The organism is Buttiauxella selenatireducens (genome assembly GCF_031432975.1).
In the GTDB taxonomy this organism is placed as follows: Bacteria; Pseudomonadota; Gammaproteobacteria; order Enterobacterales; family Enterobacteriaceae; genus Buttiauxella; species Buttiauxella selenatireducens.
Genome location: NZ_CP133838.1, coordinates 3,131,737 through 3,158,415, shown reverse-complemented (window position 1 = coordinate 3,158,415; position 26,679 = coordinate 3,131,737). Strand labels below are relative to the sequence as shown.

Annotated in this window: 27 protein-coding genes; 13 read left to right on the top strand and 14 right to left on the bottom strand. The window is 50.6% G+C overall.

Annotation, left to right across the window (positions count from 1 at the left end):
* Positions 1-81: 81 nt before the first annotated feature.
* A complete protein-coding gene (hutG, locus tag RHD99_RS14480; RefSeq protein ID WP_309874781.1) occupies positions 82-879 on the bottom strand; it encodes an N-formylglutamate deformylase in 798 nt (265 codons plus the stop codon).
* A complete protein-coding gene (gene hutI / locus RHD99_RS14475) occupies positions 863-2,092 on the bottom strand; it encodes an imidazolonepropionase (protein ID WP_309874780.1) in 1,230 nt (409 codons plus the stop codon). The genes hutG and hutI overlap by 17 nt, the downstream gene beginning before the upstream one ends.
* Before the next feature lie 216 nt (positions 2,093-2,308).
* Between hutI and RHD99_RS14470 the strand changes: the two genes are divergently transcribed.
* Both RHD99_RS14470 and ves read left to right on the top strand, forming a co-directional pair.
* Complete coding sequence (locus RHD99_RS14470; RefSeq protein WP_309874778.1) at positions 2,309-3,673, top strand: formimidoylglutamate deiminase; 1,365 nt, start codon at positions 2,309-2,311, stop codon at positions 3,671-3,673.
* Positions 3,673-4,218 (top strand): environmental stress-induced protein Ves, encoded by a 546-nt coding sequence (ves, locus tag RHD99_RS14465; protein ID WP_183271768.1) that lies wholly within the window; start codon positions 3,673-3,675, stop codon positions 4,216-4,218. The genes RHD99_RS14470 and ves overlap by 1 nt, the downstream gene beginning before the upstream one ends.
* Here the strand turns inward: ves and hutC are convergent, their stop codons facing one another.
* Positions 4,219-4,971, bottom strand: coding sequence for a histidine utilization transcriptional repressor HutC (hutC, locus tag RHD99_RS14460; RefSeq protein WP_183271767.1), 753 nt, complete (start codon positions 4,969-4,971; stop codon positions 4,219-4,221). It lies immediately after the preceding gene.
* 192 nt (positions 4,972-5,163) lie between these two features.
* Here hutC and hutH point away from each other — a divergent pair, with 192 nt between their 5' ends.
* Both hutH and hutU read left to right on the top strand, forming a co-directional pair.
* A complete protein-coding gene (gene hutH, locus RHD99_RS14455) occupies positions 5,164-6,708 on the top strand; it encodes a histidine ammonia-lyase (protein WP_309874776.1) in 1,545 nt (514 codons plus the stop codon).
* A 17-nt stretch (positions 6,709-6,725) separates the two neighbouring features.
* Positions 6,726-8,423: a urocanate hydratase gene (gene hutU / locus RHD99_RS14450; protein ID WP_309874774.1), complete on the top strand. Its 1,698-nt coding sequence runs from the start codon at positions 6,726-6,728 to the stop codon at positions 8,421-8,423.
* Positions 8,424-8,532: 109 nt separating this feature from the next.
* Here hutU and yddG read toward each other — a convergent pair whose 3' ends face one another.
* Positions 8,533-9,423 (bottom strand): aromatic amino acid DMT transporter YddG, encoded by an 891-nt coding sequence (gene yddG, locus RHD99_RS14445; RefSeq protein WP_309874772.1) that lies wholly within the window; start codon positions 9,421-9,423, stop codon positions 8,533-8,535.
* A gap of 104 nt (positions 9,424-9,527) precedes the next feature.
* Positions 9,528-10,355, bottom strand: coding sequence for an NAD(+) synthase (gene nadE, locus RHD99_RS14440; protein WP_309874770.1), 828 nt, complete (start codon positions 10,353-10,355; stop codon positions 9,528-9,530).
* Between the two features lie 264 nt (positions 10,356-10,619).
* Here nadE and osmE point away from each other — a divergent pair, with 264 nt between their 5' ends.
* Complete coding sequence (gene osmE, locus RHD99_RS14435) at positions 10,620-10,958, top strand: osmotically-inducible lipoprotein OsmE (protein WP_309874768.1); 339 nt, start codon at positions 10,620-10,622, stop codon at positions 10,956-10,958.
* Between the two features lie 52 nt (positions 10,959-11,010).
* Here the strand turns inward: osmE and katE are convergent, their stop codons facing one another.
* On the bottom strand, positions 11,011-13,269 hold the full coding sequence (gene katE / locus RHD99_RS14430) for a catalase HPII (RefSeq protein ID WP_309874766.1): 2,259 nt from the start codon (positions 13,267-13,269) through the stop codon (positions 11,011-11,013).
* Positions 13,270-13,426: 157 nt separating this feature from the next.
* Here katE and cedA point away from each other — a divergent pair, with 157 nt between their 5' ends.
* Complete coding sequence (cedA, locus tag RHD99_RS14425) at positions 13,427-13,666, top strand: cell division activator CedA (protein ID WP_183271760.1); 240 nt, start codon at positions 13,427-13,429, stop codon at positions 13,664-13,666.
* Between the two features lie 41 nt (positions 13,667-13,707).
* Here cedA and RHD99_RS14420 read toward each other — a convergent pair whose 3' ends face one another.
* The 5 genes from RHD99_RS14420 to hxpB all read right to left on the bottom strand — a co-directional run bounded on the left by RHD99_RS14420 (position 13,708) and on the right by hxpB (position 18,398).
* Positions 13,708-14,394, bottom strand: a complete 687-nt coding sequence (locus RHD99_RS14420; protein ID WP_309874764.1) for a tetratricopeptide repeat protein — start codon at positions 14,392-14,394, stop codon at positions 13,708-13,710.
* 132 nt (positions 14,395-14,526) lie between these two features.
* Positions 14,527-15,918: an L-cystine transporter gene (locus tag RHD99_RS14415; RefSeq protein ID WP_270139218.1), complete on the bottom strand. Its 1,392-nt coding sequence runs from the start codon at positions 15,916-15,918 to the stop codon at positions 14,527-14,529.
* 188 nt (positions 15,919-16,106) lie between these two features.
* On the bottom strand, positions 16,107-16,697 hold the full coding sequence (locus RHD99_RS14410) for a metal-dependent hydrolase (protein WP_309874762.1): 591 nt from the start codon (positions 16,695-16,697) through the stop codon (positions 16,107-16,109).
* A gap of 114 nt (positions 16,698-16,811) precedes the next feature.
* On the bottom strand, positions 16,812-17,573 hold the full coding sequence (gene kduD, locus RHD99_RS14405) for a 2-dehydro-3-deoxy-D-gluconate 5-dehydrogenase KduD (protein ID WP_309874760.1): 762 nt from the start codon (positions 17,571-17,573) through the stop codon (positions 16,812-16,814).
* A 156-nt stretch (positions 17,574-17,729) separates the two neighbouring features.
* Positions 17,730-18,398, bottom strand: a complete 669-nt coding sequence (gene hxpB / locus RHD99_RS14400; RefSeq protein ID WP_309874758.1) for a hexitol phosphatase HxpB — start codon at positions 18,396-18,398, stop codon at positions 17,730-17,732.
* A gap of 201 nt (positions 18,399-18,599) precedes the next feature.
* On the opposite strand from hxpB, the gene RHD99_RS14395 reads away from it, so the two are divergent.
* On the top strand, positions 18,600-19,136 hold the full coding sequence (locus tag RHD99_RS14395) for a YniB family protein (protein WP_183271754.1): 537 nt from the start codon (positions 18,600-18,602) through the stop codon (positions 19,134-19,136).
* Positions 19,137-19,172: 36 nt separating this feature from the next.
* Here RHD99_RS14395 and RHD99_RS14390 read toward each other — a convergent pair whose 3' ends face one another.
* From RHD99_RS14390 to pfkB, 3 genes are all read right to left on the bottom strand, one after another.
* Positions 19,173-20,033 carry a fructosamine kinase family protein gene (locus RHD99_RS14390; RefSeq protein ID WP_183271753.1) on the bottom strand — a complete coding sequence of 287 codons (861 nt, stop codon included), beginning with the start codon at positions 20,031-20,033 and terminating at the stop codon, positions 19,173-19,175.
* Positions 20,034-20,136: 103 nt separating this feature from the next.
* Positions 20,137-20,427, bottom strand: a complete 291-nt coding sequence (gene ghoS, locus RHD99_RS14385; protein ID WP_183271752.1) for a type V toxin-antitoxin system endoribonuclease antitoxin GhoS — start codon at positions 20,425-20,427, stop codon at positions 20,137-20,139.
* Between the two features lie 99 nt (positions 20,428-20,526).
* Complete coding sequence (pfkB, locus tag RHD99_RS14380) at positions 20,527-21,456, bottom strand: 6-phosphofructokinase II (protein WP_309874756.1); 930 nt, start codon at positions 21,454-21,456, stop codon at positions 20,527-20,529.
* Positions 21,457-21,745: 289 nt separating this feature from the next.
* Between pfkB and RHD99_RS14375 the strand changes: the two genes are divergently transcribed.
* The 6 genes from RHD99_RS14375 to rplT all read left to right on the top strand — a co-directional run bounded on the left by RHD99_RS14375 (position 21,746) and on the right by rplT (position 26,639).
* Positions 21,746-22,504, top strand: coding sequence for a DUF481 domain-containing protein (locus RHD99_RS14375; RefSeq protein WP_309874754.1), 759 nt, complete (start codon positions 21,746-21,748; stop codon positions 22,502-22,504).
* 268 nt (positions 22,505-22,772) lie between these two features.
* On the top strand, positions 22,773-23,003 hold the full coding sequence (locus RHD99_RS14370; RefSeq protein ID WP_309874751.1) for a YdgH/BhsA/McbA family protein: 231 nt from the start codon (positions 22,773-22,775) through the stop codon (positions 23,001-23,003).
* Positions 23,004-23,468: 465 nt separating this feature from the next.
* Positions 23,469-25,397, top strand: coding sequence for a threonine--tRNA ligase (gene thrS, locus RHD99_RS14365; protein ID WP_183271748.1), 1,929 nt, complete (start codon positions 23,469-23,471; stop codon positions 25,395-25,397).
* A gap of 4 nt (positions 25,398-25,401) precedes the next feature.
* Positions 25,402-25,944 (top strand): translation initiation factor IF-3, encoded by a 543-nt coding sequence (gene infC / locus RHD99_RS14360; protein WP_074392078.1) that lies wholly within the window; start codon positions 25,402-25,404, stop codon positions 25,942-25,944.
* A gap of 96 nt (positions 25,945-26,040) precedes the next feature.
* Positions 26,041-26,238, top strand: coding sequence for a 50S ribosomal protein L35 (gene rpmI, locus RHD99_RS14355; RefSeq protein WP_005968897.1), 198 nt, complete (start codon positions 26,041-26,043; stop codon positions 26,236-26,238).
* A gap of 44 nt (positions 26,239-26,282) precedes the next feature.
* Complete coding sequence (gene rplT / locus RHD99_RS14350; protein WP_000124850.1) at positions 26,283-26,639, top strand: 50S ribosomal protein L20; 357 nt, start codon at positions 26,283-26,285, stop codon at positions 26,637-26,639.
* The last annotated feature ends 40 nt before the right edge of the window (positions 26,640-26,679 follow it).

Sequence of the window (26,679 nt, the reverse complement as noted above, 5' to 3'; positions counted from 1 at the left end):
ACTGATTTAAGACCGCCGGTTTTGTCCATAAGCTCATTGAGCTGTGGCCAGGACCGGCGGTTTTCTTTTGCCCGTCAGACTTCAGGCAATCTGTTGCGCGCTGCTTAACATCGACCGAATCAACTGTTCAAGCAGCGGTTGCAGTTTTTCTGCACGATCTGAACGCCAGGCAAATGGCGCTTGCTCATCCATATAGTTGCATTGCGCCAGTTCCAGTTGAACGGCGTGGATCCCTTGCGCGGGTTGACCGTAAGCGCGGGTAATATATCCGCCTTTAAAGCGTCCATTCGCCACCCAGCTAAATTGCTTTTGCGAGGCGGCACACGCCACCAGATGCTCTTCAATCAGCTCGTCGCAGCTCTTGCCACCGTTAGTACCGAAATTAAGATCGGGCAATTTCCCCTCAAACAAACGAGGGATCCGGCTGGCAATAGAATGTGCATCGAACAACAACGCGTAGCCATGCTCGGCTTTCATTCTTTCCAGTTCGGTTTGTAATTGCAGATGATAGGGCTGCCAGATTGTGTCCAGCACCGCTTTACGTTGCGCCTGGCTCGGTTCTTTACCTGGGATAAAAACGGGAGCCCCATCAAACAATGTTTCGGGATACAGACCCGTGGTGGCGGTAGTATAGAGCGGTTTATCGTCGGCAGGGCGGTTTAAATCGATAACCATGCGCGAATAATTGCCGATAATCACGCTGCCACCCAGGCTCGTGGCGAATTCATAAAGTTTCGGTATATGCCAGTCGGTATCAGGCAATGGCATTGCTGCCTCGCTTAACGCCGACTCAACTTCTGGCGTTAAAGCCGTGCCTGCATGGGGAATGCTGATAAGGATCGGCAGTTTCCCTCGGCTGAAATTAAAAGGTGCTGTCACGTTTCTCTCCCTGATAAATCACGGTGCAGGGCAATTGCCCCCCTAACCAATAGACCAGTTCTGCGGGACGTGCCACGGGCCAATGCACAAAGTTTGCAACTTTTCCGCATTCAAGGCTGCCATGGCTTTCACGGATCCCCAGTGCCTGCGCGGCATGCAGCGTCACACCGGCCAACGCTTCTTCAGGCGTTAAGCCAAACAGGGTGCAGGCCATATTTAACATGAGACGCAATGACAGAGCCGGAGACGTACCAGGATTCATGTCGCTGGCGACGGCCATCGGCACGCCAAATTGGCGGAATGAGGCGACCGGCGGCTGTTGCTTTTCACGCAACAGATAAAACGCCCCTGGCAGCAAAACCGCAACGGTGTTTGCAGCGGCCATTGCCTGTGCGTCAGCAGCGGTTGCATATTCCAGATGGTCGGCGGATAACGCCTGGTAACGCGCTGCCAGGCTGCTGCCTGCGAGGGCGGAAAGCTGTTCGGCGTGGAGTTTTACCGGTAGGCCTAACGCACGAGCGGCAGCAAAAACGGTTTCAGTTTGCGCGGGACTAAACGCCAGATGCTCGCAAAATGCATCGACCGCATCCGCCAGTTTTTCGTTTGCGACGCGCGGTAGCAACTGCTCGCACACCACTTCAACCCATTTATTACCGTCACCGCTGAACTCCGGCGGGATCGCATGCGCCGCCAGACAGGTGGCATACACTTCTACCGGTAACGTTTCGCCCAGCCGGCGAATAACGCGCAGCATTTTGATTTCGTTGTCGATGTCCAGCCCATAACCGGACTTGATTTCGACAGTCGTCACGCCTTCTTTCAGTAAATGCTCCAAACGTTGGCGAGCTGAGTTAAACAATTCATCTTCATGGGCTTCACGCGTGTGGCGAACCGTGGAGAGGATCCCGCCGCCCTGAGCCGCAATATCCGCGTAACTCACGCCGTTAAGACGCATTTCAAATTCAGCACTGCGGTCGCCACCAAACACCAGGTGGGTGTGGCAATCGATAAAACCTGGGGTCACGATTCCACCATCAAAATGATGATGTTCCTGAGCGGTTATTTCGGGGAGTTCGTCACGGGTACCCAGCCAGACTATTTTCCCCTGGTGCACCGCGATAACGCCATCTTCAATGGTGTGGTACTGCCCATCTTTCATTGTTACCAGCGATGCACCGCTCCACAGGCTGTCTATGCTGCGAGGGTAGGTCATGACATTCTCCACATCAGGTTGTATAGACAATTGACAACAACCTAGCGCAGCATTGATCGTTGAGCAACTCCACTGCATCCAAAGCCCAGGGCAAAACATCATTTTGTCGCCTGCCACACAATTTTTTGGCAAACGATGAATCGCATTAAAATTTGGTTTGCGTTAGCTCGAATTAATCGCTAAATCATTGGCATCGCAAAAGAAGGAATTAAAACTATGCCTGCATTTTTTGCTCCAGTTGTGATGCTCCCACAAGGTTGGGGACACAACGTGCGTATTACCGTCAATGAACAAGGGATGATTACTCATGTCGATGTTGGCGCGACCGGGGAGAATGCCACTCTGCTTGCGGGCATCGTTGTCCCTTCTATTTCGAATTTACACTCACACGCCTTTCAGCGGGTGATGGCAGGACTGACGGAAGTGGCGGGCGATCCCCAGGACAGTTTCTGGACGTGGCGCGACATGATGTACCGCATGGTGCAGAAATTATCCCCGGAGCAAGTCGGCGCGATTGCCACGCATTTATATATTGATATGCTCAAGGGCGGTTACACCCAGGTCGCTGAATTTCATTATTTACATCATGATGTTAACGGTAAACCTTATGCATCAGGTGATTTGATGCTACAGCAATTGCTGCTTGCTGCCGATAATACCGGAATAGGGCAAACGCTATTGCCGGTGCTCTATAGCCACGCGGGCTTTGGTGCGCAGCCACCACAGCCTGGGCAGAAAAGATTTATTCAGGATGTTGACCGGTATTTGCGTCAGCAGCAGGCATTGGGCACCGTATTACGTCGTTACCCGCGCATTAATCACGGTCTGTGCTTCCACTCATTGCGGGCTGTAACGCAAGAGCAAATGGAAGATGTCCTCGAAGCGAGCGACTATCGCCTTCCGGTGCATATCCATATTGCAGAGCAAGAAAAGGAAGTGAATGACTGTGTGGCCTGGAGCGGTGAGCGCCCGGTGGAATGGTTGTTTAATCGCTTCGCGGTTGATGACCGCTGGTGCCTGGTTCACGCCACGCATTTATCGGCTGAAGAGTTAACCCAAATTGTGGAAAGCCGTGCAGTGGCAGGGTTGTGCCCAACCACCGAAGCGAACCTGGGTGATGGCATTTTCCCGGCGACGAATTTCATCGCGCAAGGCGGCCATTGGGGAATTGGGTCGGATAGCCATGTTTCAGTCAATGCTCTGGAAGAATTACGCTGGCTTGAATATGCGCAACGCCTGCGTGACCGTCGTCGTAACCGAATTGTGTTACCCGAATTGCCGCAGGTTGGCGAGGTGCTCTGGCGTCAGGCCGCTGTAGGTGGGGCGCAAGCATGCGGTGTGGCGATGGGGATGATTGCACCGGGGCAACGTGCCGACTGGTTAGTCCTCGAGCGTGATTCGTGGTTGGCAAATATTGAAGACTACGCGCTGCTTAATCGCTGGTTGTTTGGTGGTAAGAGCGAACAAATTAGAGACGTGTGGGTTGCAGGAAAACAGGTGATTTGTGACCGACAGCACCCGCTCGATGAACAAAGCAATACACAGTTTGCGCAGGTGATGCGCACACTTCAGGAGTGGTGATGGAATTTTTTGATATACGGAAAGTGCCCGTCAGCTTGTGGCGCAACGGGGCCGGAGAAACCCGAGAAATTTGCTGCTTTCCGCCCGCTACGCGTGATTTCAACTGGCGAGCCAGTATCGCTTCAATTGCCAGTAGCGGCGAGTTTTCGGCTTTTCCACAGGTCGACCGCGTCATAACGCTGCTCGAAGGTGGGGAAGTGGTTCTGGATGCCGGAAAGGCGTTCCGTCATACCCTTAAGCACTTTCAGCCGTTTGCTTTTGCCGGGGATTACACGGTTAAAGCGGAGCTGAAACAAGGGATGTCGATGGATTTTAATATCATGACCCATCGTGACCGTTGCCGCGCAAAAGTACGGGTTGCCGACCGCACGTTTACCACCTTCGCACCGCGTGGTGGCATTGTTTATGTGCTCAGTGGTGAGTGGCAACTGGGTGAAAAGCTGCTGACACCGGAGCAAGGTGCGTGGTGGCAAGATGGCCGCCACACCCTGCGCTTGCTGAAGTCAGAAGGTAAATTGCTGTTTAGCGAAATTACCTATCTCTGATCACTTGCCAGTAAAACTCCCCACCAGTTGATAACGTGAGCCCGGATATAACAACCGGGCCACCGTCACGACCTGCGAATGGTGCCAGGTCCGGCGCTGAATCAGCAGGCAAGGCTGGCTGGATGTCACTTCGAGCAACCCTTGTTGAGACTCATCCGCCAGCACCGCTTCAACAATGTGTTCGCCTGAGGTTAACGGCGCGACCTTACTCAAATAATGGTGGGGTGTGAACAAGCGGAAATCTTGTTGCAGGTAATCCGCAGCCAGCGCCGGATTCACATACCGCGTCTCCAGTTGTACCGCCATATCATTATCGTAATGCACCAACTGTGAGTAAAACAGCGGCTCACCGACATTGAACGAAAAGGCGTGAGCCAGTTGTTCATCCGCTTTCACTTGTTCAAGTGCGATGACCTGATTGCGATAATGGTGACCGCGCGCGGTAATCTCTTCGGCAATACTGCCTACCTCCAGCAACGCGGTATGGCCTTTAAGCTCTGCGACAAATGTCCCCACGCCTTGCATGCGCACCAGCCAGCCTTCACCGGTGAGTTCCCGAAGTGCGCGGTTGATGGTCATCCTGCTGACATTCAGCGCGTTCACCAACTCGGTTTCCGAAGGCACGCGCTGATGGGCAAGCCAGTTGCCACTACGAATCTGACTAATAATCCCCTGCTTAACCCGTAAGTAAATTGGGGCGGGTAAATCACTGATAGCTGCGCGTAGTTGTGTCAGTGGTTGGTTTTCAGACATTGGTCGTTCCTTTGATACCCGCAGCCTTTCAAGAGGCAGGGATATAACATTTCATTTTGCGGCGAAAGCGCGATCTCGCTCACTGTTCAATAAAAATTACCTATGACCCACTGGCGGCCATTTGGGTTTATTAGTTAGGTTGTCTATACAACTCTATACGTTCACTTGAATTGATGCCATCAGGATGTCGCTATGTCACTGCAAAAAAAGCTTTGCTGTCTTACACCGGGGCGCGTCACGCTCGCCACATTGCGTGAAATCTACCATGGAACCGTCACGTTAAGTCTTGATCCACAGGCCATTGATGCGGTTGAAAAGGCGCAACAAACCGTCGAAGCTATCGTTAAACATGGCGATGTGGTTTACGGCATTAATACGGGTTTTGGCAAATTAGCACAAACCACCATTGCAAATGACCATTTGGCTGAACTGCAACGCAATCTGGTGCTTTCACACAGCGTAGGGCTTGGAAAACCGCTGCCAGACGATGTGGTTCGCGTCGTCATGGCCAGTAAAATCATCAGCCTTGCGCGGGGCCATTCTGGTGTGCGTATGCGTGTTATCGACAGTTTGTTGCGCCTGTTTAATGCCGGTGTGATGCCTGTTATCCCTGAAAAAGGATCGGTTGGTGCATCGGGCGACCTCGCTCCGCTGGCGCATCTTTCGCTGATGCTGCTGGGTGAAGGAAATGTGCGTATTAATGGCGAAGAAGTGCCTGCTACTGCCGGGCTAAAAATGGCGGGCGTCGAGCCGTTAGTGCTTGGGCCAAAAGAGGGGCTGGCGTTACTCAACGGCACGCAAGTGTCTACAGCCCTCGCGCTGCGCGGCCTGTTTGAAGGCGAAAAAGTCTTCGGTGCGGGTCTGGTAGCGGGGGCGTTATCGCTTGAAGCGATTAAAGGTTCTGTAAAACCGTTTGATGCGCGTATTCATGAAGCGCGTGGACAAACGGGGCAGATTGATGTCGCAGCCGCGGTCAGAGTGTTGTTGGCAGACAGTGAAATTGTCGATTCCCATCAGCATTGTGGACGTGTGCAAGATCCGTATTCCATTCGCTGTGTCCCGCAGGTGATGGGCGCATGCCTTGATAACCTGCGCCACGCGGCACGTGTCCTGCAAATTGAAGCCAATGCGGCATCTGATAACCCGCTGGTGTTTAGCGATACGGGTGAAGTCATTTCTGGCGGGAATTTCCACGCTGAACCGGTGGCGTTTGCCGCCGACATTATTGCACTGGCGGTTGCTGAGATTGGTGCGATTTCCGAGCGCCGTCTGGCATTGTTGCTGGATACTGGGCTATCTGGCTTGCCGCCGTTCCTGGTGAAAGAAGGCGGGATCAACTCCGGATTTATGATTGCGCAGGTGACGGCCGCAGCGCTTGCGTCCGAAAACAAATCGCTGGCTCATCCTGGCAGCGTGGACAACCTCCCGACGTCAGCAAACCAGGAAGATCACGTTTCCATGGCGACCTACGCCGCTCGCCGTTTGGGTGACATGTGCTTCAACACCGCCGCCGTGGTGGGTATAGAAGCCATGGCAGCCGCTCAGGGCATTGAGTTTTCTCGCCCGCTTCGTAGTTCTCCACTAATGGAAGACGTTTTCAGCGGCGTACGCCAGCGTGTCGCCTTCCTCGATAAAGATCGCTTACTGGCTCCAGATATTGAAAGCATGCGCCAGTGGGGTGCCAGCGGTGAGTTACCTGCTGTTATTACTCAACTCTTTCCTTCTACGTCGGCCTGATGCCGGGAGCCACCACAATGACTGAATCTGTAAAACAGGCGGTAGCCCGCACGGTACGCGCTCCACACGGTAGCACTTTGCACTGCGAAAACTGGTTGATCGAAGCGGCTTACCGCATGATCCAAAATAATCTCGATCCCGATGTTGCTGAACGCCCGGAAGATCTGGTGGTGTATGGCGGGATCGGCAAAGCGGCGCGTAACTGGGAATGCTTCGAGCAGATCCTCGCTTCGCTGCGCAGCCTGAAAGCCGACGAAACGCTGCTGGTGCAGTCCGGTAAACCGGTGGGGATTTTCCGCACGCACGCCGACGCGCCGCGTGTCTTAATCGCTAACTCCAACCTGGTGCCGCACTGGGCAACCTGGGATCATTTCCACGAGCTCGATAAAGCCGGGCTGATGATGTACGGCCAGATGACTGCGGGGTCGTGGATTTACATCGGCGCGCAAGGCATCGTACAGGGCACGTTTGAAACCTTTGCTGAAGCTGGGCGCCAACATTACGGTGGCGATTTGCGCGGTAAATGGATCCTGACTGCTGGGCTCGGTGGAATGGGGGGCGCACAACCATTGGCAGGCGTGCTGGCTGGCGCGTCAGTATTAGCCATCGAATGCCAGGAGTCGCGCATTGATTTCCGTCTGCGCACCCGCTATCTCGACTACAAAGCGACCAATCTTGATGAAGCGCTGGCGATTATTGAACGGGCTAACGCGGAGAAAAAAGCTATCTCCGTGGGTCTGTTGGGTAACGCGGCTGAAATTCTGCCTGAGTTGGTGAAACGTGCGAAAGCAGGCGGTATTAAGCCTGATATTGTGACGGACCAAACTTCGGCACACGATCCCATCAACGGTTATTTACCGCAAGGTTGGACGGTAGAACGCTGGCAGAACGAACGTACATCGCAGCCCAAATCAGTGGAAAAAGCCGCTCGGGCATCCATGGCGGTGCACGTACAGGCGATGCTCGATTTCTGGGAAATGGGCGTGCCGACGGTGGATTACGGCAACAATATCCGCCAGGTAGCATTCGATGAAGGCGTGGAAAATGCCTTTGATTTCCCTGGCTTTGTTCCGGCTTATATTCGTCCGCTATTCTGCGAGGGTAAAGGGCCGTTCCGCTGGGTAGCACTTTCTGGTGACCCGGAAGATATCGCCAAAACTGATGCCAAACTGAAAGAACTGTTCCCGGATAACCAGAACCTGCATCGCTGGCTGGATATGGCGCAAGAGCGCATTGCATTCCAGGGCCTGCCGGCACGTATCTGCTGGCTGGGGTTAGGAGAGCGCCATCGTGCAGGGCTGGCGTTTAACGAAATGGTCCGTAACGGCGAGTTGAAAGCGCCAGTGGTCATTGGCCGTGATCATCTCGATTGTGGTTCGGTAGCTTCACCAAACCGTGAAACGGAGTCGATGAAAGACGGTTCCGATGCGGTTTCTGATTGGCCATTGCTGAACGCGTTGCTCAATACCGCAGGCGGTGCCACATGGGTAAGTTTGCATCATGGTGGCGGCGTGGGGATGGGCTTCTCACAACACGCAGGCGTGGTGATTGTTGCCGACGGCACGCCAGAAGCCGAAGTGCGTTTAGGACGTGTGCTGTGGAATGACCCTGCGACAGGTGTCATGCGCCATGCCGATGCGGGTTATGAAAGCGCTGTTGAGTGTGCGCAGAAACATGATTTAAAACTTCCTATGATTAATAGATGCTCTAAATAATTCGAGTTGCAGGTAGGCGGCAAGGGAGCTTATCCCCAGGAGCTTACTTGAGTAAGTGACTGGGGTAAGTGAGTGCAGCCAACACCCCTGCAGCTTGAAGTATGACGAGCTATCCGTAACGGCGGGTCGCGAGCCAACAAAGCAGCGACCCGCCAACGACCATGACAACACCCTGCCAAAACGCCCAACCCGGATGTAAACCCAGCCAAAGACTTGCGATCAGCGCCGAAAGTACCGGCGTAAAATAGGATGCAGTCGCGAGCAGCGTCATGTTCCCGCGCTGAATTCCGTGGTTCCAGGCTGAATAGGCCACTGCCGTAGACATCCCCATAAACAACAGTTGCAGCGTGGACGGTAGCGTAAAATGAATCGGAGCTTCGCTCACGAAGGCAAACTTCACCCACAGCACAATGGCGGTGGCGCAGAAAAACAGTGATACGCCGTTTTTCCCCTCGCTAAAGCGACGCGTAATGTTGCAATACAGCGCCCAGATTATCGCGGCGGCAAAGGCCAGTCCGTATGCCAGTGGGTTATCGAGAATGTTGTGCCACATCTGCAACGGTGACCAATCGCCATCTCCTTTCATGACCTGAACAATGCCCGCAAGGGAAAGTGCCAGTCCTGGCCAGAGCCATAAGTTGCTGCGTTGCTGATTAATAAACAGCGCAAGAAGAATCGTCAGGCTTGGCCACAAATAGTTAATCATCCCCAGTTCCAGCGATTGGCTGCGGCTGTTCGCCAGCCCAATGGCCAACGCAAGACAGATTTCATAGGAGACAAATAAAGCGCCGCCACTCCATAAATAGCGGGTCGGGATTTCGCGTATTTTGGGTAAACCACGGGCAAGGCACAGGCATAGGGCACTAACGGTATAAATTAGCGCGGCGCCGCCAACGGGGCCAAAATGTTCGCTGATACTGCGTAATAAACCAACCGAGGTGCTCCAGAGGAGGATCGCCAGCAAGCCAAAGGCCGTGGCGCGTTTTGCAGAGCTGTCCATGTGTTTCCAGAATGTCGCGAATATCGGATGTCGCTTACGTTAAGCTGGCCGACGAAAATACCTTTATCGGAGGTTAACGTAAGCGACATCCACCTGGTGTGGGGTTATTTCTTCCAGAAATCGTCAAACACCGTAATCGGTGGGCGACGTTTGTGCTCAGTTTTCAGATACCAGCCTTCGATGATTTTGCTGGTGGCATCATCCAGAGTCTTACCTTCCAGATAATCGTCAATCTGTTCGTAAGTGACACCGAGCGCGGCTTCGTCCGGCAGAGAAGGGCGATCATCTTCCAGATCCGCCGTTGGAGCTTTCTGGTAGAGGTGTTCCGGGCAGCCCAGGGTTTTAAGCAGCGCTTTGCCCTGACGTTTGTTCAGACGGAAGATTGGGTTGATATCAGTACCACCATCGCCGTATTTGGTGAAGAAACCGGTCACCGCTTCAGCGCCATGGTCCGTACCCACCACCACGCCTTTGGTCATACCCGCAATGCTGTACTGGGCTTTCATTCGCTCGCGAGCTTTTTCGTTGCCACGAATGAAATCGCTCAACTCAATTCCCGCGTTACGCAGCGCGTGCTCACTTGCCAGGACCGAGCCTTTAATGTTCACGGTTAACACGCGATCGGGCTGGATAAAGGTGATCGCATCCTGGCAGTCTTGTTCGTCAGCCTGCACACCAAACGGCAAACGTACCGCGATAAACTGATAGCTGTTGTCACCGGTTTCGTTGCGCAGTTCATTGATAGCCAGTTGGCAAAGTTTGCCTGTCAGAGTGGAGTCCTGGCCGCCGCTGATACCCAATACCAGGGACTTAATAAACGAGTATCTTTTCAGATACGACTTCAGAAAATCGACGCTGACACGGATTTCGTGCTGCGGGTCGATCTGTGGTTTAACCCCTAATGCCTGGATAATCTCTTGTTGCAGAGCCATTTAACCCTCCGGTTACGGTGTACCTGCGCGCGCAGGCAGCAAAAGTCAGATTTGTTAAAACTACCCGTTTGTAGGTAAAACGACAAGACTCATGCACATGTATGGAATCATTTGGTGTGATTTAGAGCGATCTGGAGCTAACCTGGTGTTTTGTATAATAATCCTAAAATTTGTTCATTTGGTCTGGTTAGTTGAAAAAAGTGCTTTTCTATTCCACGCTTAATGAACACGCATGAGCAATACCCTGAAAAACGAGGATAAAATATGAACAAGAATTTTGCAGGATTTTTAAGTGCAGCAGCGGTGATGACAATGCTTGTGGGTTGTACGGCGTATGACCGTACCAAAGATCAGGTGGCGACGCCCGTGGTCAAAGATGTGAAAAAAGGCATGAGCCGTGAGCAAGTACAGCAAATTGCGGGTAAACCTTCTTCAGAAATCACCATGATTCACGCTCGCGGTACTTGCCAGACCTATATTCTTGGCCAGCGCGAAGGCAAAACCGAAACTTACTTTGTAGCACTTGATGAAACCGGTCATGTGATGAATTCCGGTTATCAGTCTTGTGCCGAATACGATACCGATCCGCAAACGAAAAAATAATAACGCCTTAAGTAAAAAAGCCGCCACTTAACCGTGGCGGCTTTTTTTGTGGCTATGCAGGGATATGGCTAACTTTGTTACTACGCGACCAGACGCGGTGCGCGGCGAGATGTTGCAGGAAATCATCGGTAAATGTAGTTGTGACAGTGTCACCTTCAACGACACCTTCCTCACCCTGGTTATCAATACCCAGCTTAGATTTAAACTGTCGGGCATCACCTGCGAGGCCGATGACTTTTAAGTGTTTATAGGCTTCCATTAAATAATAAGTGGCATCGCCATTATTTAAAATGGAACTGATGTCGCCTCCGGGGACTATCACCGCATCGACGCTGACTGACGGTGAACCGGTGAACGTGGCTCCAATCGGCAGCAAGGAGCCATCGTCAGCGCTAACGTCGCCCAGACGCGAGAACAACAGTTTGCTGTGGACGCCCTGGGCTTTCAGCGCCTGCATTGTCGCCAGCACATCCGCCGCATTCGCATTTTCACTGAGTAGAATCGCAACGACTCTGCCTTTCACTGAACCGCTTGGCACCGCATACAGGCTTAGACTCGGGTCTTTTTTCAGCCCATTGACATCTTTCGGTGGGGCGACGTGCATCTGCTCATCGGAAAGCTCAATACCGAGATTTTCTGCAACGGGTTGTGCCAGCGAAATATCAATGTGTGTAAGATGATCCAGCACTCTTTCGCGGATGTAGGGCCGCGCCACTTTGGATAATTCGAAGCTAAAAGCGCTGATAATATGTTGCTGCTCGACAGGCGTTTGGCTTTGCCAGAACAGCCGGGGTTGCGAGTAATACTCACCAAACGATGGGCTACGTTCGCGAATTTTATGCCCTTCAACCCGTGTTTGATAACTCTCAAAGCCGCCACGTTTTGGCCCCGGCGGCGTTTCGCGTGGCCAGTTATCGTTGATGGAGTTCGGTTCGTAGTTGGCAGGATTACTGTCGATATCCATTCGGTGCATGCCATCACGCTGGAAGTTGTGATAGGGGCAGACCGGGCGGTTAATCGGGATTTCATGGAAATTCGGGCCACCCAGGCGGCTGATTTGCGTATCGGTATAAGAGAATAAACGCCCCTGTAATAACGGGTCATTACTGAAATCAAGCCCAGGGACGATATGTCCTGGATGGAATGCCGCTTGTTCGTTTTCGGCGAAGAAATTATCCGGGTTACGATTGAGCGTCATTTTGCCCACCAGATGGACGGGAACCAGCTCTTCAGGGATCAGCTTGGTCGGGTCCAACAGATCGAAATCGTATTTAAACTCATCTTCTTCTGGGATTAATTGCAACCCCAATTCGTATTCCGGGAAATCGCCCGCTTCAATAGATTCCCAAAGATCGCGGCGGTGGAAATCCGGATCGCGCCCCGTCAATTTTTGCGATTCATCCCACACCAGCGATGCTTTACCGGCGGTGGGTTTCCAGTGGAAACGCACGAAGGTGGCTTTGCCTTCGGTATTAATCATACGGAAGGTATGAATACCGAACCCTTCCATGGTGCGATAGCTGCGTGGAAGACCACGATCAGACATCGCCCAGATGACGTTGTGCAGCGTTTCGGGTTGCAGTGACACATAATCCCAGAAGGTGTCGTGCGCACTGCCACCTTGCGGTATGGCCCAGTGTGGCTCGGGTTTAACTGCGTGGACGAAATCAGGGAATTTATGTGCATCCTGAATAAAGAATACCGGGGTGTTGTTACCGACCAAATCGAAAATGCCTTCTTCGGTATAGAATTTGGTGGCAAATCCGCGGATATCCCGCACGGTGTCGGCAGAGCCTGCGCCGCCTTGTACGGTCGAAAATCGCACGAATACCGGCGTGATTTTATCAGGGTCCGATAGAAAATCCGCTTTGGTGACTTCCGCTAAATTTTTATAGGGCTGGAAGTAACCGTGAGCCGCCGAACCCCGCGCATGTACGATACGCTCGGGGATACGCTCATGGTCGAAATGGGTGATTTTTTCCCGCAGGATAAAATCTTCCAGAAGCGTAGGCCCGCGCGTACCGGCGCGCAGTGAATTTTGGTCATCGGCAATCCGCACACCCTGATTGGTCGTCAGCGGGAAGTTTTCACCATCCTTGCGGTGCACATCTAGCGATTTTAGTTTTTCGTTGGAGGTATCCGGGCTTTTATAACTTCCTGCAGCCGTGGGTTGTGCTCCAGGCGGCGTGGGTACAGTGGAAGGGCGGTGAGATCCATCTTCAGGAGCCAGAGAATCCATGCCGGGCCTGGATTCATTGGCGTCATGTATTGGTGCGCTGTGACTTAACGGATGTTTATCGTGCGTCGACATTGAGCTCATCTCCTGTTTTAGTCCTGCGATAACGATGCTTTGAATAGCCAAAACACCTTTAACTATAGGTCAAGAGCTTCTCAACACGAGACGCGGAGGGCGATTCTCCGCTATCATAGTGACGTTGTTCATCAATTCAGTTCTGATTCGATTGCCTATGAAACCTTTGCGCCAACCAAATACTCGTCCCGTTATTACGTATCAACCGCGTGTTGAACCTGCGCCGCCGGCTCAAGCCTTGCGAGCTGAAGGGTTTAAGGATGTGTGGATTTTACGTAATCGCTATGTGGCTTTTGTGCTGGTGGGGGATGCGTTCCGCCAGTCACCGCCCTTTACGTTGCCGGAGTCCGCACAACGTTGGGCGATGCAGGTAAGAAATGAAAATGACATTCTCTGATATTTTTGTCATCTTTCCAGACTGTATCCAGGATGGCGGGATTACCCGCCGTTACTGATTTGATCAAACATTTCGCAGCCGGTATCAAATCCTTCTGTGCAGCTTACATTCAGCCACTGCAATGCTCTTTGCTTATTGGCTGTAATAAAGCCTTTCTCACCGTTTAAAAACAGCATGCCGGCCCAGTATTCGGCATAACCCGTCCGAGAAATCGCCGAGCTGCGCTTAAACCAGAATGTCGCCTTTTCATCGTCCTGTGCAATACCCACGCCGTTAGCGTAGAGCAAACCGTAGAACATCTGTGCATCGACCGCGGAATCGCTTTCGATATCTTGTGAGGCACTTTCCAGCAGCTTCATCGCTTTAGGGTAGTCAGGTGTACCCGCTTGGGTGTTAACCAGAATACGCGCAAGCGTCACATTACCTATTTTACTGCCAAGCTCAACCGCTTGTTCAGCGAGTGATTTCGCTTGCTGATAATCAGCAGCGTTAGGGTCCTGAATTTTCAGCTGTGCCAGAAGTGCCAGTGCATCTGCATCTCCTTGAGCCGCTGATTTTGCCGCCCAACTTTCGGCCTGCTGGTATTCACCCGCACTAAACAGCGTGTCGGCAAGATAAAACTGGGCACGACTGTCTCCTTCCTGCGCATGTTGCAGATAAGGACTATCAGGTGTTTCAGCCCACGCCGATGAGACGCAGAACAACAACAGAATACAGAGTCGTTTCATAGAGATAAGGGATCCGTAGAGAGCTAAAGTTTTGGCGCCCTATGCGGGAGCTCTAAATTATAAATAAAAAAACGGCTCCTCGGTGAGAGGAGCCGTTTATTGTCGCAGATTCTGTAGTGATTTTGCTACTGGTTAGCGATGCGCCAGCTCAGCTTCTTCATCGCTATTCAGCACTTCTTTATCAGTTTGTTTCATCAACTGACTCGTGATGGTACCTGCTGTCATTGAACCACTGACGTTCAGCGCGGTACGACCCATATCGATAAGCGGCTCAACCGAAATCAACAGCGCAACCAGCGTGACGGGCAAGCCCATAGCTGGGAGGACAATCAGCGCAGCGAATGTTGCGCCTCCACCGACACCGGCAACGCCTGCGGAGCTTACGGTGACAATCCCGACTAATGTAGCAATCCAGACGGGATCCAACGGGTTGATACCGACAGTCGGTGCGACCATCACGGCCAGCATCGCTGGATACAGACCGGCACAACCATTCTGACCGATAGTTGCCCCAAAGGACGCCGCAAAGCTTGCGATGGACTCAGGCACACCCAGGCGGCGAGTTTGCGCTTCAACGTTCAATGGAATGCTGGCTGCGCTGGAGCGGCTGGTGAAAGCGAAGGTCAGTACCGGCCATACTTTACGGAAGTATTTCAACGGGCTGACACCATTGACGGCCAGCAATACCGCATGCACACCGAACATAATGGCCAGGCCGAGGTATGAAGCCACCACGAAGCTGCCCAGTTTAATGATGTCTTGCAGGTTTGAACCCGCAACGACTTTGGTCATCAGAGCCAGAACACCGTATGGCGTCAGTTGCATCACCAGGCGCACAAGTTTCATGACCCAGCTTTGAAGTGTGTCAATCGCAACCAGAACACGTTCGCCTTTTGGTGCATCGTCTTTCAGTAATTTCAGTGCGGCCACGCCCAGGAAGGCGGCGAAAATCACGACGCTGATGATCGACGTTGGATTGGCGCCAGTCAGGTCAGCAAACGGGTTTTTCGGTACGAAAGATAAAATCAGTTGCGGTACGCTGAGGTCGGCAACTTTGCCCACATAGGTCGTTTCAATCGCGCTCAGACGTGCGGTTTCTGCAGTCCCTTGAACCAGGCCTTCTGCGGTCAGACCGAACAGGTTAGTGACCAACACGCCGACCAGTGCGGAAATCAATGTGGTGAACAGCAGTGTCCCGATGGTCAGTACGCTGATTTTGCCCAAAGACGAGGCATTATGCAGTCGCGCAACAGCACTCAGAATTGAGGCAAATACCAATGGCATTACAATCATTTGTAGCAGTTGAACATAGCCGTTACCGACAACGTTAAACCACTGAATAGATTGTTTCAGTACCGGGCTGTCTTCGCCATAAATGGTGTGCAGGGCAAGGCCAAAGACGACGCCAATCACCAGACCAAGCAGTACTTTCTTCGCCAGACTCCACTGTTTGTGGCGGGTTTGCGCCAGCAACAGCAGCAGAATAACGAACACGATAACGTTCGCTATAAGTGGAAAATTCATCCCGTATCTCCTGAGTGTATTTTAAGCAGGTGGACTGATTGCCACCTTTATATCCATCACTTTTCTCGCCGCCGGTTATCCGGCAACTCGAATTGCTTTGGCTTTATGCTGTAAATCGTACCAGAAGCTCAGAACGAGTCTTATATTCAAAAGGAATTGATTATTACCATTTGAGTTATTTCGCCTAATTATTGTTCCAGGTGGTTACTTAAAAAACTATTAAAGGTCATTTGTAGCGAAATTATCATGTGCGATGACCAGCGCACGGCACTGTTATCGGGAATACTTTGCGGCATCCACACCGCCAGGCCAAAAAACACCATGCACAAGGCACGTTCAAGTTGATTGCCTTTTTGCGGCCTGATAATAGGAAAGCGGAACCGCCAACGGCATGGCCAAAGTAACGGCACACCGGCAGGGGTGAGCATATCCGCAAGAATATGGCTCAAGTAGCCCAACACCATGCCCTGAAGGGCGTCGGCGGGAATAACCCAGGTTTCGGGAACTTTGAGATAGAACAGCGCGAGACTCGCGAATACGGCAAATAAACTGTGCGTAAACCCCCGATGGCCGCAGGCGCGGGCGATCGGTTTGGAAATCCAGGGCAAGCGTTGGCCGAGAAATGACTTTGGGTGGTCAATATCAGGTAGCAAACACGTCAGGATGGCTGATGGCACAATATGCCACCAGTCCCCTTGAGCAAGCACAGGCGTGAGTTCGGCGTTTTTAGCGAATACTGCACAGGCAATGGAAAAAAGAAGGTGACCTTCCGCCGTCATGATACTACCTGGATGAAAACTGTCGATTCATACAGTATAGGGATTTTATACAGTAGACGGAAGAGGTGACGGCGTAACATTTTACTACCGCCGGATTCCCCGACGGCGTGATGTTTAGCGGGCTAGCCAGCCTCCGTCGACGGCAACCGTGTAGCCATTGACATAATCGGAAGCGCGAGAGGCGAGAAACACAATTGGCCCTTGCAGGTCACCAGGAAGCCCCCATCGACCAGCAGGAATACGGTCGAGGATTTCCTGGCTGCGCACGTCGTCGTCACGCAGTTGTTGAGTATTGTTGGTTGCCATGTATCCTGGCGCGATAGCATTCACATTAATATTATGTTGCGCCCATTCATTTGCCAGCAGCCGCGTCACGCCGAGCACAGCGCTTTTGGATGCGGTATAAGAAGGGACTCTGATCCCCCCCTGGAATGACAGCATGGATGCGATGTTAATGATCTTGCCGCCATGGCCTTGTTTAATGAATTGCTTTGCGACCGCCTGAGAGAGAAAGAACACCGATTTTATGTTCAGGTTCATAACGTCGTCCCAGTTTTTCTCGCTAAATTCCAGCGCATCTTCCCGGCGAATGGTTCCCGCGTTGTTCACGAGAATATCTATTTTCCCCATCCCTGCGACCGCTTGCGCGATGATCTCAGGGATCGCGTCTTGTTGGCTTAAATCTGCCTGGATGGCGAGAAAACGACGATCCAAATCCTGTACTTTTTGCGCCGTTTCATGGGGGATTTTGCGGCTTACACTGACGATGTCACAACCTGCCTCGGCAAGCCCTATTGCCATTCCCTGACCCAGGCCTGTGTCACAACCCGTGACGATAGCGACTTTGCCTTGCAGATTAAAAGCATCGAGAATCATAAGTTACCCCGGTATCCGGAAAAGCGCCGTTGCGCGTGTCTGTATAGAGTAGATACGGGAGAGGGGAAACTCAAATATTTATGAAATAACGTTTTAAAAAATTTGATGCGGATATGATTTTGAAACAGATGCGGGGGTTCCCCGCATCTTTATCAACTAACCAATCAGATGTTCGGCGCGCAATTCAGTCAGCGAGTTCAGTTTCGCATTCGCCAGACACCAGCGTACGTCGTCGCGGTTTTCTTCCGCGGGAACCACAATAGAACGCATGCGTGCGGCTTTGGTCGCAATCATGCCATTCACTGAATCTTCAAGAGTGACACAAGCCAGAGGATCGATGCCCAGTTGAGTGGCGGCGTCTAAGTAAACCTGCGGATGCGGCTTGCTGTACGGCAGATGTTCCGCCGAGGCGATAGCATCAAACTGAGAACGTAAGTCGAACATTTCCAGCACGCGCTCCAGCATATGCAGAGGTGAGGCGGAGGCTAACCCCACTTTCAGCCCTTGTGCTTTACACAACGCTACTGCTTCACGCACGCCAGGTAGAATGGGACGCGTCTCTTCAACCAATGAGATGGCGCGCGCGATGATGCGATTTGTCACTTCTTCACGGGACGGGCCATTCCACGGTTGCTGAGCAAACCACAGGTCGACAACCAGATCGATGCGCAAACCAAGCGTGTCAGGAAGTTCAGCACGGCGGGAAATATCCACGCCAATGCTGGCCAGAATATCCAGCTCAGCCTTATCCCACAACGGTTCAGAATCAATCAGTAAACCGTCCATATCAAAAATCGCAGCTAAAATTTGGCGAGTCACAGCCATGTTTCGACTCCTGTCAGTTATACCCGTCATGCTTCAAGCCATGTTGGGCATGTATATTGAAAAATAAGATTGCTTATCAATAGCTGGAATTAGCGGCTGTTGCCACTGGTTTGTGAAAAATCGCCTGTAAAGCTCAGGCGAAATCACCCCAGACGAGGTAAACTTTGTGCGTGCAAGTTACGTCCTAACCAAGGGGAACGAATGACGTATCAACAAGCTGGACGCATTGCCGTACTCAAACGTGTGGCTGGCTGGGTAATTTTTATCCCAGCGGTAATTTCAACACTGATTTCAATTCTGAAGTTTATGTATGAGCACAGCGAAAAACAGGCAGGGATTAATGCTGTGATGCTGGATTTCGCTCATGTCATGATTGAGATGATGCGTTTTAATACGCCATTCTTGAATTTCTTCTGGTACAACTCGCCGCAACCCGACTTCCATCAACAGGCCAATATTCTGTTTTGGATAATCTATGCGCTGATCTTTATTGGCCTTGCGTTGCAGGCATCCGGTGCACGAATGAGTCGTCAGGCGAAGTTTCTGCGTGAAGGGGTACAAGATCAGTTGATTCTTGAACAGGCAAAAGGCCCTGAAGGGTTAACGAAAGAGCAGATCGATGCGAAAATTGTGGTACCGCGACACACCATTTTCCTGCAAATTTTCCCGCTCTATATTTTACCCGTCATCATTATCGTGCTGGGCTACTTCTTCTTTTCTTTACTCGGTTTCATCTAGATAAACGCCACTCCCGCTCGGGGAGTGGAGAATTCATTATGCTGCCAGTACACGTTCCAGTGCTTTTTGCGCGATGACTAAATGCTGACCGCCAAACAGACTCGCCCGGTTAAACAGTGTATAGAGCTGATAAATCGGTTGGCGTTGCAGGAAGTCTGCGGGAAGCGGGGAAACTGACTGGTAACCGTCGTAGATTTGCGGCGGTTGATCCGGGTGTAACGGCAGCATTGCCAGGTCGCACTCCCTGTCACCCCAGTAGCAGGCGGGATCGTAGATAAATGGCCCATCAGCGTCCATCGCGCAATTTCCTGACCACAAATCGCCATGCAATAAAGAAGGCTGAGGCTGATGGGAAGCCAGAGCCTGATGCACAAATTCGACAATCAAGTCGATGTCTCCGAATTGAATGCCTTTTTCTGCGGCAAGCTCAAGCTGCCAGCCGATGCGTTGCTCTGCAAAGAACGTCGACCAGCGTCGTTGCCAGGTATTGGGCTGTGGGTTTGTGGAAAGATCATTATCAAAATCGAGCCCAAATTGCGGCTGATCGCTCCATTCATGCAAACGCGCCAGTTGTTGACCAAGCAAAAAGGCGTTGTGTGCATCCAGCGGTTTTGCTGGCTTATATTCAAGGAGCAGGAAACTGTAATCTCTGTCACTGCCTACACCCCAGACCTTCGGTACCCGCACTGTATTGCTGCGCGAAAGCAACTCAAGTTGGTCGGCCTCAGCGGTGAAGATGGGTAAGAGTTCCCGCGTGTCGCTTTTGACAAAAATATCATGACCGGCATAGTGAATTCGCCATGCAGAATGAATTTCGCCACCGGGTAATTCCGTACGTTGTTCAATTTCAGCGCTACCGAGTTGTTCACTTAACAGACGACTTATGGCTTGCCACATGATGCTTCTCTCCAGGTTGTCTGGTAGATCATTAGCTTATCGCTGTTAACCGGGTCAAACTTCGAACTAACGCACATCCCCGGTCAGGAGTTTTAAAAGCTGGTTATTTACTCTCTTGTAGCCAGATATCCCAGGTTGTTATTGAAACTTCGGGTTCTCTTCCCAGTGCCAACTGACCGAGGCCGCGGGCAAGCTCTTCAACTTCAGTCGGGTTTAAAGTGCTTATTAAACCGAAGGTGTTGATCCCTAATTCGTGAATTTTCCCTTCGTCGTCTGTAAGGGTGAGCAAAAAACCTCCACGAGTCAGAGCGTTATTCATTTCGTTAAGGTCCGTGAGATTGTGTTCCTCGAACTTTAATGTGACGACATAGCGTTCAATGTCTCCGCTACTCATGATTCACCCCATTGTTATCCCGAAGGTTTTAGCATAGTTGATCTGCGTAAAATGGCGACATTTACCGAAGCGACCAGCCGCCCCGGGTGGGGCGGCCCGTTAACTGCGTAAGTAGTCGTAGATTTTCTGGGTGTTTTCCATAGAGCATAATCGAGTGCCGTGATTGAGAGTCGCCGCACTCCCGGCAGCGACGCCGAAACGAACCATGTCGAGTAGAGAGGCATTTTCCGCAAGTTTCAGCGTCATCGCTCCGACCATACTGTCACCGGCACCTACCGTACTTTGGCTTTTCACCGGCGGTGGCACTACCTGCACACACCCACTGGCATCAACGCCCAGAGCACCTTGCGGACCAAGCGAAACGACCACCCGTTTGGCTTTGCCATTATCAACGATTTCCTGGGCCGCTTTACGCACATCATCAGGTTGCGTCAGGTCACGATTGACTAAAGCGCTGAGCTCTTTTTGATTGGGTTTGACCAACTCAATGTTGCCGATTTCAAGCGTCGCTTTCAGCGCGTCTCCCGAACTGTCTACGATACAGCGTATCCCTGATTTTTGGGCCGATTTGACTAAGTCGCAGAGTTTCGAAACTTCAGTACCCGGTGGAAGGCTGCCACTGATAACCAGAATGGAGCCTGATTCGATGGCGAGGACTTTTTCTTCAAGTTTGCGTAACTCATCATCAGTTAGGGCCGCACCGGGCATGACAAAACGATACTGTTCACCGGTAGACTCAGCATGAACGTGCAAATTTTGCCGCGTCCAGTCATGGACATCGACGGTATCAATGGCGACATGTTCATCTAAAAGCAAATTGCTAAGGTGTTCCCCCGTTGCGCCGCCGGATGGAAATATAGCGGTTGCGTGCCCGCCGAGATGGGCAATCGCTCTTGCAACATTAATACCTCCACCGCCGGGTTCAAAAACGGGTGCGGTGCATCGAAGTTTACCTTCGGGATAAATTTGTGCGGTCAGGGTTGCGCTATCCAGAGAGGGGGCAAGTGTCAATGTATAAATGCGGGTCATATATCCTCCTTAATTTAGCATTGAGATAAAGCGTAGCACTGATTTTGATGGGAGAATGCCAATTAACACCATGATTTATAAAATGATTTGTAAAATACCCTTACGCTCTATGTTTATGAAAATAAAGATGTTTTAAGAGATCTCTTATTCTAAAAATGAAAAAAGAATTCATTGCTATGTTATTCGAGCTTTTTTATAATTTGTAACCTTTCTTGGTTCATAAATATTTGATCCACAGAAAAGATTCCGGAACCTTGATGGTTTCTTTTTATGTTGTACGGACGATTAAATGAATTTTGTTAAGACAGTACCGGCTGCAATTTTGCTGACCGGAAGTGCGCTATTGAGTCACTTTGCAATTGCAGATAATTCGGTTTTCACTGTCATGGATGACCCAGCCACAGCAAAGAAACCGTTCGAAGGTAATCTGAATGCAGGCTACCTTGCGCAATCAGGCAACACTACAAGTTCCACGTTGACCGCTAACACCAACATGACCTGGTACAATACCTCGACTGCATGGTCACTGTGGGGTAATGCGAACAACACCTCCTCTAACGATGAGCGCTCTTCTGAGACTTATTCGGCTGGTGGCCGTAGCCGTTACAACATGACCGACAGCGATTACCTGTTTGGCCAGGCGAGTTGGTTAACTGACCGCTACAACGGTTATCAAGCGCGTGATGTGCTGACCGCCGGTTACGGTCGTCAGTTCCTCAGTGGCCCGATACACAGCCTGCGTGTGGAATTTGGTCCTGGTGTTCGTTATGACGAATACGCCGACGGCGGCCATAAGACTCAGGCATTAGGCTACGCATCGGGTATCTATAACTGGCAGTTGACCGATAACGCCAAATTTATCCAGGGCGTTTCTGTGCTGGGTAGTGAAGATACGACGGTAAACTCTGAGACTGCGCTTGAAGTCGCGATCAATGAGCACTTTGGTTTACGGGTTGGCTATAACGTCACCTGGAACTCGAATCCGCCAGATTCTGCACCAGAACACACCGATAGACGTACCGCGATTACTCTTGGTTATAAGATGTAATGGGCAAAGCCGGGTTATGCCCGGCTTTATTGTTTTATTTTATCCGTTCGTGCTATTATTATTTCGGTCCAGAGTTTTATTTAATATAAAATGAATTAAAGGTCTAAATCTTCACAATCCCTCCTTAATCTACCTTTTTGTCATATATTTTTGTATATTTGACACGAATGGATAAATAATTGGCCTTGTCAAAAACGTGATCTGGATCTACTCTTGTTTTGTGGCGAGTTAATAGCTTGCTGCCCCACTAAATAAGAGAATAACGAATATGAAAAATATCAAATATGCCGCTGTAGCCGTTGCACTTTCTATGCTTTCATTTGGTGCCTTCGCTGCACAACCTACCGCAGCCACCAGCACACAAACCGCCCCGTCTGCTGTCTGGAATGTTTCCGACGTTGAAGCCGGTTCCAACATCCAACCGGGGGCGCAGTCTACTGGTCAGTCAATGGATGATGCATTTAACGTCCACACTTTGGTTGCTGGCGACTGGTCTTAATTATTACTGCTTTAATATTATCTCCATATGTCTAGCCGTAATTGCTAGTTCAATTCGAGAGTCACATGAAATCAAAAACCGAGCATGATGCTTGGTTTTTTTATTTCTAAAATTACAGTCCACATTATAAATATCCCCACACAAAACTTTAATAAAACTTATTAATTACTTTTTTGTTGTTAGCGGCGTTTTAATGAAAGTAAAAATAATCATGTGAAAGCGACGATAAAACAGTAGCTTATTATCATTGTTTGCTGAGAACATCTGGCAGCAAAACGCGACATACCCTCCTTAAAGTGATACTATTCTCAACCGTCGTGAAGCAGTGAATCCACGCTCACGCATAAATTGCGTTGTCGGCCTTGCAATTGTGGGCGAGATGATAACGCAACCGGTTGAAACTAAAGAAAATATACGTTGCATGTGATCTTGCGTATGGGTCACCACTGCAAATAAGGACTTATAATGCCTGTTATTACTCTTCCTGATGGCAGCCAACGCCATTACGATCACGCAGTTAGCCCGCTGGATGTAGCCCTGGACATTGGTCCTGGCCTTGCAAAAGCGTGTATCGCTGGCCGTGTTGATGGCGAACTGGTTGATGCATCTGATGTTATTGAGCATGATGCGAAACTCGCGATTATCACCGTTAAAGATGAAGCTGGTCTGGAGATTCTCCGCCACTCATGCGCCCACTTATTGGGTCATGCCATCAAACAACTGTGGCCGCATACTAAAATGGCGATTGGCCCAGTTATTGACAACGGTTTTTACTACGACGTCGATATTGACCACACGCTGACGCAGGAAGATCTTGAGCTGCTCGAAAAGCGTATGCACGAGCTGGCTGAGAAAGATTACGACGTTATCAAGAAGAAAGTGAGCTGGCATGAAGCCCGTGAAACTTTCGTGAACCGTGGTGAAAGCTACAAAGTTGCGATTCTTGATGAAAATATCAGCCATGATGATAAGCCAGGTCTGTATCATCATGAAGAATACGTGGATATGTGCCGTGGCCCGCACGTACCAAATATGCGTTTCTGCCATCATTTCAAACTGCAGAAAACTTCCGGTGCTTACTGGCGTGGCGACAGCAACAACAAAATGTTGCAGCGTATTTATGGCACCGCGTGGGCAGATAAAAAGCAGTTGAATGCTTATCTGCAACGTCTGGAAGAAGCCTCTAAGCGCGACCACCGTAAAATCGGTAAGCAACTCGACCTGTACCATATGCAGGAAGAAGCGCCAGGTATGGTGTTCTGGCACAATGACGGCTGGACTATTTTCCGTGAGTTGGAAGTGTTTGTGCGCTCCAAGCTCAAAGAGTACCAGTATCAAGAAGTAAAAGGTCCGTTCATGATGGACCGCGTGCTGTGGGAAAAAACCGGGCACTGGGAAAACTACAAAGAAGCAATGTTTACCACGTCTTCCGAGAACCGTGAATATTGCATCAAGCCAATGAACTGCCCTGGCCACGTTCAGATCTTTAACCAGGGACTCAAATCCTACCGTGACCTGCCATTGCGTATGGCTGAGTTTGGTAGCTGCCATCGTAACGAGCCGTCAGGTGCGTTGCATGGCTTGATGCGTGTTCGTGGCTTTACTCAAGATGATGCTCACGTCTTCTGTACTGAAGAACAAGTGCGTGATGAAGTGAATAGCTGCATCCGCATGGTCTATGACATGTACAGCACCTTCGGATTTGAAAAAATCGTTGTGAAGCTGTCTACTCGCCCTGAAAAACGCATCGGTACCGACGAAATGTGGGATCGTGCAGAGGCGGATTTGGCCGTAGCATTGCAAGAAAATAATATTCCGTTTGATTATCAACCGGGAGAGGGCGCATTCTATGGTCCTAAAATTGAATTTACCCTGTATGACTGCCTGGATCGTGCATGGCAGTGCGGTACTGTACAGCTAGACTTCTCTTTACCATCACGCCTGAACGCGTCTTATATCGGCGAAAGTAACGAACGCCTGGTTCCGGTAATGATTCACCGTGCAATTCTCGGGTCAATGGAACGTTTCATTGGTATCCTGACCGAAGAATTCGCGGGTTTCTTCCCAACCTGGCTTGCGCCGGTACAAGCAGTGGTTATGAATATCACTGATGGACAGTCTGATTACGTTAACGAATTGACCCGTAAACTGCAAAATGCAGGCATTCGTGTAAAAGCAGACTTGAGAAATGAGAAGATTGGCTTTAAAATCCGTGAACACACGTTGCGTCGTGTCCCTTATATGTTAGTTTGTGGCGATAAAGAGGTCGAAGCAGGCAAAGTAGCCGTTCGTACTCGTCGCGGCAAAGACTTGGGCAGCATGGACGTAAACGAATTGATTGAAAAGCTGCAGTCAGAAATTCGCAGTCGCAATCTTAATCAACTAGAGGAATAGAGTTATTAAAGGCGGAAAAAGAGTTCAACCGGCGCGTCCTAATCGCATAAACAGAGAAATTCGTGCCACAGAAGTTCGTCTGACAGGCTTAGACGGCGAACCTATTGGTATTGTCAGTCTGAATGAAGCTTTAGAAAAAGCCGAAGAAGCTGGGGTTGATTTAGTAGAAATCAGTCCTAACGCTGAACCGCCTGTTTGTCGAATTATGGATTACGGCAAATTCCTCTATGAAAAAAGCAAATCTTCTAAGGAACAGAAGAAGAAGCAAAAAGTTATTCAGGTCAAGGAAATCAAATTCCGACCTGGTACCGATGATGGCGACTATCAGGTAAAACTCCGCAGCCTGGTTCGCTTTCTGGAAGAGGGTGATAAAGCTAAAATCACACTGCGTTTCCGCGGTCGTGAAATGGCTCACCAACAGATTGGTATGGAAGTGCTTAATCGCGTCCGTGACGATCTGAGTGAACTGGCAGTGGTCGAATCCTTCCCATCGAAGATCGAAGGCCGCCAGATGATCATGGTGCTCGCTCCGAAGAAGAAACAGTAAGGCCATCAAGTAACGATTCTCGCGAGGTTTCGGCCTCGTGAGATTTGTTCGCCTTCTGGTTCGTTTTATTAACAATGCGAAGTGGAAAGTTATTAAATGCCAAAGATTAAAACTGTACGCGGCGCCGCTAAGCGCTTCAAAAAGACCGCCGGTGGTGGTTTTAAGCGTAAGCACGCTAACCTGCGTCATATTCTGACTAAAAAGTCTACTAAGCGTAAACGTCACCTGCGTCCGAAAGGTATGGTCTCCAAAGGGGATCTGGGCCTGGTCATCGCTTGCCTGCCGTACGCATAAGTAGAACTTTTTAACTCATTTAGAATAGAAACAGGAGAGCTAATATGGCTCGCGTAAAACGTGGTGTTATCGCACGTGCTCGTCACAAAAAAATCCTTAAACAAGCCAAAGGCTACTACGGTGCGCGTTCACGCGTTTACCGCGTTGCTTTCCAGGCTGTTATCAAAGCTGGCCAATACGCTTACCGTGACCGTCGTCAACGTAAACGTCAATTCCGTCAGCTGTGGATTGCACGTATCAACGCTGCAGCTCGTCAGAACGGGATCTCTTACAGCAAATTCATCAATGGCTTGAAAAAAGCTTCTGTTGAAATCGACCGTAAGATCCTGGCTGATATCGCCGTATTCGACAAAGTGGCATTTACTGCACTGGTTGAGAAAGCGAAAGCAGCTCTGGCGTAAGTCGGTTATCAGAGGGAGCTTGTCTCCCTCTTTTAATTTC

Bases quoted from the DNA above. Each gene is read 5' to 3' on its own strand.
- RHD99_RS14390 (WP_183271753.1), bottom strand. From the start codon at position 20,033: ATGTGGCAAGCCATAAGTCGTCTGTTAAGTGAACAACTCGGTAGCGCT.
- RHD99_RS14370 (WP_309874751.1), top strand. From the start codon at position 22,773: ATGAAAAATATCAAATATGCCGCTGTAGCCGTTGCACTTTCTATGCTT.
- RHD99_RS14375 (WP_309874754.1), top strand. From the start codon at position 21,746: ATGAATTTTGTTAAGACAGTACCGGCTGCAATTTTGCTGACCGGAAGT.
- rpmI (WP_005968897.1), top strand. From the start codon at position 26,041: ATGCCAAAGATTAAAACTGTACGCGGCGCCGCTAAGCGCTTCAAAAAG.
- cedA (WP_183271760.1), top strand. From the start codon at position 13,427: ATGAAACCTTTGCGCCAACCAAATACTCGTCCCGTTATTACGTATCAA.
- katE (WP_309874766.1), bottom strand. From the start codon at position 13,269: ATGTCGACGCACGATAAACATCCGTTAAGTCACAGCGCACCAATACAT.
- ves (WP_183271768.1), top strand. From the start codon at position 3,673: ATGGAATTTTTTGATATACGGAAAGTGCCCGTCAGCTTGTGGCGCAAC.
- kduD (WP_309874760.1), bottom strand. From the start codon at position 17,573: ATGATTCTCGATGCTTTTAATCTGCAAGGCAAAGTCGCTATCGTCACG.
- hxpB (WP_309874758.1), bottom strand. From the start codon at position 18,398: ATGGCTGTGACTCGCCAAATTTTAGCTGCGATTTTTGATATGGACGGT.
- hutI (WP_309874780.1), bottom strand. From the start codon at position 2,092: ATGACCTACCCTCGCAGCATAGACAGCCTGTGGAGCGGTGCATCGCTG.
- RHD99_RS14470 (WP_309874778.1), top strand. From the start codon at position 2,309: ATGCCTGCATTTTTTGCTCCAGTTGTGATGCTCCCACAAGGTTGGGGA.
- RHD99_RS14420 (WP_309874764.1), bottom strand. From the start codon at position 14,394: ATGAAACGACTCTGTATTCTGTTGTTGTTCTGCGTCTCATCGGCGTGG.
- hutH (WP_309874776.1), top strand. From the start codon at position 5,164: ATGTCACTGCAAAAAAAGCTTTGCTGTCTTACACCGGGGCGCGTCACG.
- RHD99_RS14415 (WP_270139218.1), bottom strand. From the start codon at position 15,918: ATGAATTTTCCACTTATAGCGAACGTTATCGTGTTCGTTATTCTGCTG.
- pfkB (WP_309874756.1), bottom strand. From the start codon at position 21,456: ATGACCCGCATTTATACATTGACACTTGCCCCCTCTCTGGATAGCGCA.
- ghoS (WP_183271752.1), bottom strand. From the start codon at position 20,427: ATGAGTAGCGGAGACATTGAACGCTATGTCGTCACATTAAAGTTCGAG.
- yddG (WP_309874772.1), bottom strand. From the start codon at position 9,423: ATGGACAGCTCTGCAAAACGCGCCACGGCCTTTGGCTTGCTGGCGATC.
- osmE (WP_309874768.1), top strand. From the start codon at position 10,620: ATGAACAAGAATTTTGCAGGATTTTTAAGTGCAGCAGCGGTGATGACA.
- thrS (WP_183271748.1), top strand. From the start codon at position 23,469: ATGCCTGTTATTACTCTTCCTGATGGCAGCCAACGCCATTACGATCAC.
- nadE (WP_309874770.1), bottom strand. From the start codon at position 10,355: ATGGCTCTGCAACAAGAGATTATCCAGGCATTAGGGGTTAAACCACAG.
- rplT (WP_000124850.1), top strand. From the start codon at position 26,283: ATGGCTCGCGTAAAACGTGGTGTTATCGCACGTGCTCGTCACAAAAAA.
- RHD99_RS14410 (WP_309874762.1), bottom strand. From the start codon at position 16,697: ATGACGGCGGAAGGTCACCTTCTTTTTTCCATTGCCTGTGCAGTATTC.
- RHD99_RS14395 (WP_183271754.1), top strand. From the start codon at position 18,600: ATGACGTATCAACAAGCTGGACGCATTGCCGTACTCAAACGTGTGGCT.
- hutC (WP_183271767.1), bottom strand. From the start codon at position 4,971: ATGTCTGAAAACCAACCACTGACACAACTACGCGCAGCTATCAGTGAT.
- hutU (WP_309874774.1), top strand. From the start codon at position 6,726: ATGACTGAATCTGTAAAACAGGCGGTAGCCCGCACGGTACGCGCTCCA.